Genomic DNA, 5706 nt, shown 5'->3' with positions numbered 1-5706 from the left:
TCGTCCGCGATGATCAGATCCGGCTCCAGCGCCAGCGCCATCGCGATCATGATCCGCTGACGCATACCGCCCGAGAACTGGTGCGGATAGTCGCCCACCCGGTCCTTGGCGGCCGGGATGCGCACCCGGTCCATCAGCTCGATCGCCTTGGCCTTGGCCTCGGAGCGGGAGGAGCCCCGGTGCGCGCGGAACATCTCGCCGAGCTGGAAGCCCACCGTCATGACCGGGTTGAGCGAGGAGAGCGCGTCCTGGAAGATCATCGCGATCTTCTGCCCGCGGATCCTGCGGCGCTCCTCCTTGCCCATCGTGAGCATGTCCTGGCCGCGGTAGAGGATCTGGCCCTGCGGGATCCGGGCCGGCGGCATGTCCAGGATGCCCATGATCGCCTGAGCGGTGACGGACTTGCCGGACCCGGACTCGCCCAGCACCGCCAGCGTCTCGCCGGCGGCGACGCTGTAGCTCACGCCGTTGACGGCCTTGGCGACGCCGTCCCGGGTCTTGAACTCCACATGCAGGTCCCGCACGTCCAGCAGGGGCCCCTGGTAGGGCTCCTCGCGGACGGACCGGACGGTGTCGGCAGCAGTAGTCACAGGACTCCCCTTGCTCAGCGCAGCTTCGGGTCGAGGGCGTCGCGCACGGCGTCGCCGAGCATGATGAAGGCCAGCACCGTGATGCTCAGCGCCGCGGCCGGGAAGAACATCACGTAGGGGGCGGTGCGGATCACCTTCTGGGCCGAGGAGATGTCCACGCCCCAGGAGATGGTCGGGTCCTGCAGGCCGATGCCGAGGAAGCTCAGCGTCGCCTCGGCGGTGATGTAGCCGCCGAGCGCGATGGTGGCGACCACGATCACCGGGGCGACCGCGTTGGGCAGGATGTGGCGCAGCATCAGGCGCCCGGTGCCGGCCCCGAGGGCCTTGCCGGCCACCACGTAGTCGGACTGCTTGACCGTCAGCACCGCCCCGCGCATCACGCGGGCGAGCTGGGTCCAGCCGAGGAAGGCCAGCGCCAACACCACCGTCCAGACGTTGCGGTAGGTGAAGGCGTTGAGCAGCACCAGGGCGCCGAGCAGGAGCGGGATGCCGAAGAAGATGTCGATGATCCGGGAGACCACCGAGTCGATCCAGCCCCCGAAGTACCCGGCCACCATGCCGGTGATCCCGCCGAGGAGGGTGACGGCCAGCGTGACGCAGATGCCGACGGTGATCGACGCCCGGGCCCCGTAGAGCACCCGGGCGTAGATCGAGCGGCCCTGGCCGTCGTACCCGAACCAGCCGGCCCCGAAGAAGTCCGTCCAGTCCGGCCGGCGCAGGTAGTTGAGGACCAGGTTGGACTGGCGCGGGTTGGCGTTGGTGAACAGTCCGGGGAAGATCGCGATGATCACCAGGAGGACGATCAGGGCCGCCGAGATCAGGAAGATCGGGCGGTGCCGCAGATCCCGCCAGGCGTCCCCCCAGAGGCTGCGGGCCTCCTCGCGCTTGGCCGGGTCGGGCTCGATCAGGGTGTCCTGCTCGACCAGCAGGCCCTGGTTGCCGACGTAGTCGAGGTGGCCGCTGCCCGGCGGCGGGAGCGGCTTGGGGTCGTTCTCGTCGTGCACGTCAGGCATAGCGGATCCTCGGGTCCAGGACTGCGTAGAGCAGGTCGACGAGCAGGCTGGCGACCAGGTAGACGATGACCAGCACGGTCACGATGCCGACCACCGTCGGCCCCTCCTTCTGGCCGATCGCCCGGTAGAGGATGTTGCCGACGCCCTTGACGTTGAAGATGCCCTCGGTGACGATCGCGCCGCCCATCAGCGCGCCGAGGTCGGTGCCCAGGAAGGTGACCACCGGGATGAGCGAGTTGCGCAGCAGGTGCCGGACGATGATGGTGCGCCGCGGCAGGCCCTTGGCGGTGGCGGTCCGGATGTAGTCGGCCCGCAGGTTCTCGCCGATCGAGGTCCGGGTGAGCCGGGCCACGTACGCCAGTGACAGGGCGGCCAGCACCGCTCCCGGGAGGAGGAGTTGGGTGATGTCGGTGGAGTCCTGCACGGTCGGGGTGACCCAGCCGAGGTTGGTGGCGAAGACGGTCTGCGCGATGTAGCCGAGCACGAAGACCGGGATGGAGATCACCAGCAGGGTGAGCAGCAGCACCAGGGTGTCGGCCACGCTGCCCCGCTTGAGGCCGGAGAGCACGCCCAGCGGCAGGCCCACCACGATCTCGAAGAAGAACGCGATCAGTGCCATCCGGATGGTGACCGGGAAGGCGTCGGCCATGATGCTGGAGACCGAGCGGCCGGTGAAGCTGGTGCCGAAGTCGAGGTGCAGGATGTTGTTCATGTAGTGCAGGTACTGCTTCCACAGCGGCTGGTCCAGGTAGAACTGGTGCCGCAGGCTGGCCACCTGAGCGGGGTCGGCCGCCTTGTCGCCGTACATGGCGGCGATCGGGTCGCCCGGCAGGGTGTACACCATCAGGAAGATCAGGAGTGTCGCGCCGAGGAACACCGGGATCATCTGCAGTACGCGCCGAATGACGTAGCTGCCCATCGTGCCTCCTTCCGAGGGGGCGGCCTAGAACCGGGGCCCCGCCCTCCGTGCGGGGAGGACGGGGCCAGTACGGGCGGGATCAGCCCTTGACCTCGACCTGGGTCCAGGCCGGGTTGCCGAAGGAGTCGAAGGTGACGTTCTGCACGTTGGTGGAGTAGCCCGAGTTGGTCCGGTAGTACCAGAGCGGGATCGCCGGCATGTCCTGCGCGAGGACGGCCTCGGCCTGCTGGTAGCCGGTCGCCGAGTCCTGGATGCTGGGCGCCGCGTCGGCCTGGTTGGCCAGCTGGTCGAACTGCGGGCTGCTGTAGCCGAAGTCGTTGGCGGCCGCGCCGGTCTTGTAGACGTCGGCGAGGAAGTTGGCGTTCAGCGGGTAGTCCTGCACCCAGCCGGTGCGGAAGGCACCGCTGATCTGGTGGCCGGTGATCGCCTGGCGGGCGGTCTTGAAGTCGGCCTTGGGGTCACCGACGCAGTCCACCCCGGTGTTCTGCCGGATGGAGTTGCAGACCGCGTCCACCCACTCCTTGTGGCCGCCGTCGGCGTTGTAGGTGATCTTCAGGCTGTTGCCCGGCACCCCGCCGCCTTCGGTGATCAGCTGCTTGGCCTTGGCCGGGTCGAAGTTGCAGAAGTCGCCGCAGGTGCCGGCCTTGTAGCCCTCGACCCCCTCGGCGACCCAGGCGGAGGCGGGCGTGCGCGAGCCCTGGAGCACGGTCTTGGTGATGGTGTTCCGGTCGATCGCCATCGACAGGCCCTGGCGGACCTTGGCGGTGTTGGCGCCCTGCCACTCGGGCTGGTAGAGCGTGAAGCCGATGTTCTGGATCGCGCCCTGCGCGGAGTCGATCGCCCGGTCGCCCAGGTCGCTCTTGTAGGTCGCCAGCGCGGAGGGCGGCACCTGGTCCATCACGTCCAGGTTGTTGGACTGCAGGTCCGCGTAGGCGGCCTCGGCGGTGGTGTACATCTTGAAGACCACGCCGCCGTTCTTCGGCTTGTCCACGCCCATGTAGCCCGGGTAGGTCTTGGTCACCACCTGGGTGTTGTGGTCCCAACTGACGAACTGGTACGGCCCGTTGCCCACCGGCTTCTGCCCGTACCCGACCGGGTCGTTGAAGAAGGCGTCCGGCAGCGGCGAGAAGGCGATGTACCCCAGCTTGTAGGGGAAGTAGGAGACCTTGCCGGCCAGCTTGATGGTGAAGTGGGTGTCGTCCACCACCGTCAGGCCGGACATCGTGGTCTTGGTGCTCGCGCCGCTCGCCGGGTGCACGTCCTGGTAGCCCTCGATGTCCGAGAACCAGGAGCTGTTGATCTGGTTGTTCGCGGTGGTGGCGGCCCAGTTCCAGGCGTTCACGAAGTTGGCCGACTTGACCGGCGTGCCGTCGTGGAAGGTCCAGCCCGTCTTCAGGGTCACGTTGAAGGTCTGCGAGTCGCTGGTGTCGATCGAATCCGCGACCTGCATCCGCAGCTGGGCGTTGCTGGGGTCGTAGTCGGCCAGGCCCTTGAAGAGGTTCTGCAGGATGCGCCCGCCGCCGGTCTCGTTCGCGTTGGCCGGCTGCAGCGGGTTCTGCGGCTCGCTGCTCTGGTAGCTGAAGGTCTTCTGGGCGTCGGACGAACCGCTACCGCTGCTACCGCCGCTACTGCCACATCCGGTGGCCAGCAGGGCCACGGATGTCGCACCGATGACGGCCCGGCGCACGCGGGTGGCTGAGGGCATGGAGCATCCTCCTAGGGGTGTGCAACGCATCACACCCCATGGAAGGCCCCGGTCGACGGCGGCGCGACCGCAGTACCGCCGGATGGGTGCAGCCCCTGGGCCGTCCGGAGACGCCGAAGGGCCCGCGGTGCCGGTAGGCGACCGCGGGCCCTTCCTGGCGAGCCGTCAGGCCGCGCTGGCCGCGCTCTCGCGGACCTGCGCGAAGTGGCAGGCCGAGTCGTGCGCGGCCGGCCCGCTCAGCACCTGCGGCACCGCCAGCAGCGGCGCCTCGGTGGCGCAGCGCTCCTCCGCCTTCCAGCAGCGGGTGCGGAAGCGGCAGCCCGAGGGCGGGTTGGCCGGCGAGGGGATGTCCCCGGAGAGCACGATCCGGTCCCGGGTCTCGCGGCCGGTCGGGTCCGGCACCGGCACCGCGGACAGCAGCGCCTGGGTGTACGGGTGGGTGGCGTGCTCGTAGATCTCCTCGTCGGTGCCGATCTCGACCATCTTGCCGAGGTACATCACGCCGACCCGGTCGGAGATGTGCCGGACGATGGAGAGGTCGTGCGCGATGAACATGTAGGACAGCTCGAAGTCGCTCTGGAGCTGCTCCAGCAGGTTGATCACCTGGGCCTGCACCGAGACGTCCAGCGCGGAGACCGGCTCGTCGCAGATGATGACCTCGGGCTTGAGCGCGAGGCCGCGGGCGATACCGATGCGCTGGCGCTGCCCGCCGGAGAACTGGTGCGGGTACCGGTTGATGTACTCCGGGTTGAGGCCGACCACGTCCAGCAGGTCCTGCACCGCCTTGCGGCGGTCGCCCTTGGGCGCCACCTCCGGGTGGATCTCGTACGGCTCGCCGATGATGTCACCCACCGTCATCCGGGGGTTGAGCGAGGTGTACGGGTCCTGGAAGACCATCTGGATGTTGCGCCGGACCGCCTTCAGTGCGGCGCCCGACAGGCGGGAGATGTCCTCGCCCTTGAACAGCACCTGACCGGCGGTCGCCCGCTCCAGGTTCATCAGGACCTTGGCCAGCGTCGACTTGCCGCAGCCCGACTCGCCGACGATGCCCAGCGTCTCGCCCTTGTGCAGGGTGAACGAGATGCCGTCCACGGCCTTGACCGCGCCGACCTGCTTCTTGAAGAGGATGCCCTGGCTGAGCGGGTAGTGCTTGACCAGGTCGCGGACCTCCAGGATGGGCTCAGCCATGGAGGGTCTCCTTCCAGAGGTGGCAGGCGCTCTTGCGGCCGGCGAGCTCGGCGCCGCCCTGGTCGAGCACCTGGTGCAGCGCCGGGATCTCGGTGCGGCAGAGGTCGGTGGCAGCGTCGCAGCGCGGGTTGAAGGCGCAGCCGGCCGGGACCTTGAGCAGGTTCGGCGGCAGGCCCTTGATCGCGTAGAGCTCCTCGCCCTTCTGGTCCAGGCGGGGGATCGAGCGGAGCAGGCCCTTGGTGTACGGGTGCGCCGGGTTGGCGTACAGCTCGTGCACGGGGGCGGTCTCCA

The 5706-nt window shown here is 68.8% G+C and carries 6 protein-coding genes; all 6 read right to left on the bottom strand.

What is annotated here, in order from left to right:
- Positions 1-590 (bottom strand): ABC transporter ATP-binding protein (locus AB0K43_RS31130; protein WP_363645736.1); only part of this gene is annotated, 590 nt, incomplete at its 3' end.
- A 14-nt stretch (positions 591-604) separates the two neighbouring features.
- Positions 605-1603: an ABC transporter permease gene (locus tag AB0K43_RS31125; protein ID WP_363645734.1), complete on the bottom strand. Its 999-nt coding sequence runs from the start codon at positions 1601-1603 to the stop codon at positions 605-607.
- A complete protein-coding gene (locus AB0K43_RS31120) occupies positions 1596-2522 on the bottom strand; it encodes an ABC transporter permease (protein ID WP_363645732.1) in 927 nt (308 codons plus the stop codon). The genes AB0K43_RS31125 and AB0K43_RS31120 overlap by 8 nt, the downstream gene beginning before the upstream one ends.
- Positions 2523-2601: 79 nt before the next feature.
- Positions 2602-4227: an ABC transporter substrate-binding protein gene (locus tag AB0K43_RS31115; protein ID WP_363645730.1), complete on the bottom strand. Its 1626-nt coding sequence runs from the start codon at positions 4225-4227 to the stop codon at positions 2602-2604.
- A gap of 165 nt (positions 4228-4392) precedes the next feature.
- The gene (locus AB0K43_RS31110; RefSeq protein ID WP_363645728.1) at positions 4393-5415 is read right to left on the bottom strand and encodes a dipeptide ABC transporter ATP-binding protein; all 1023 of its coding nucleotides are present in this window, start codon (positions 5413-5415) and stop codon (positions 4393-4395) included.
- On the bottom strand, positions 5408-5706 hold a 299-nt coding region (locus AB0K43_RS31105), incomplete at its 5' end, for an oligopeptide/dipeptide ABC transporter ATP-binding protein (protein ID WP_363645726.1). The genes AB0K43_RS31110 and AB0K43_RS31105, both read right to left, overlap by 8 nt.

The sequence above is a fragment of the Kitasatospora sp. NPDC049258 genome (assembly GCF_040678895.1).
Classification (GTDB): Bacteria; Actinomycetota; Actinomycetes; order Streptomycetales; family Streptomycetaceae; genus Kitasatospora.
This window is presented reverse-complemented; position numbering and strand designations above follow the sequence as displayed.